Origin of the sequence: Capnocytophaga leadbetteri (assembly GCF_003054025.1) — a bacterium.
GTDB classification, from domain to species: Bacteria; Bacteroidota; Bacteroidia; order Flavobacteriales; family Flavobacteriaceae; genus Capnocytophaga; species Capnocytophaga leadbetteri.
In genome coordinates this window covers 1-1,118 of record NZ_QBKG01000039.1, presented here as the reverse complement: position 1 = coordinate 1,118, position 1,118 = coordinate 1, and the positions used below count along the sequence as shown (strand labels likewise).

The 1,118-nt window shown below is 45.4% G+C and carries 1 pseudogene; it reads left to right on the top strand.

What is annotated here, in order from left to right:
- Positions 1-1,118, top strand: a pseudogene (locus C8P65_RS12140) (gliding motility-associated C-terminal domain-containing protein); the annotation flags it as partial.

Below are 1,118 nucleotides of genomic sequence, written 5' to 3'. Positions count from 1 at the left end.
ACAATCACCAATGGTGCTAGTGGCGGTACTACTAGCAGTGTACTGACTAACGACAGCTTGAATGGTCAGTTGAACCCAAGTACTACTTCGGTAACTCTTACTTGGAACACTGTACCAGCAGGCATTCAAACGAATACTGATGGCACTCTTACAGTACCAGCAGGTACAGCCTCAGGTACTTACACAGTTACTTATACTATCTGTGAAGTCTTGAATTCAGGCAACTGTAGCACAGCTACTACTACTGTTGTAGTAGGCGCTCCTGCAATCCAAGCTAATGGCGACACCTTCACAATCACCAATGGTGCTAATGGCGGTACAACTAGCAGTGTATTGACTAACGATAGCTTGAATGGTCAGTTGAACCCAAGTACTACTTCGGTAACTCTTACTTGGAACACTGTACCAGCAGGCATTCAAACTAATACTGATGGCACTCTTACAGTACCAGCAGGTACAGCCTCAGGTACTTATACCGTTACTTATACTATCTGTGAAGTCTTGAATCCAGGCAACTGTAGCACAGCTACTACTACTGTTGTAGTAGGCGCTCCAACGCCAACAGTAACTATTACTGCAAACGAAGATACCTATACTCATACCGTAAGTAGTACAACTTACACCACAACAAGCAATGTACTGACTAACGACAGCATAGGTACTAACCCACCAACGGTAGCGAGCGTAACTATCCATACAGCTACACCAACAAGCGCTACAACGCCACGTATCGACCCAAGTACAGGTAATGTCATTATTCCAACAGGTACGCCAAGCGGCACTTATACTATGACTTACTACTTGTGCGAGCGAGCTAACAGCAGCAATTGTAGCACACCTACAACAGTAACGGTAACCGTAGTAGGGGTAAGCACCCCAACCGTAACGCCAACGATAACAACAGTAGGCGAAGAATATACCGTAACAGGTACTATTACCACCCCAACAACAGTAGGCAATATTCTTACTAATGATGGTATCGGCGGACAAACACCAACGGTAGCGAGTGTAACTATCCATACGGCTACACCTACAAGCGCTACAACGCCACGTATCGACCCAAGTACTGGTAATGTCATTATTCCAACAGGTACGCCAAGCGGCACTTATACTATGAC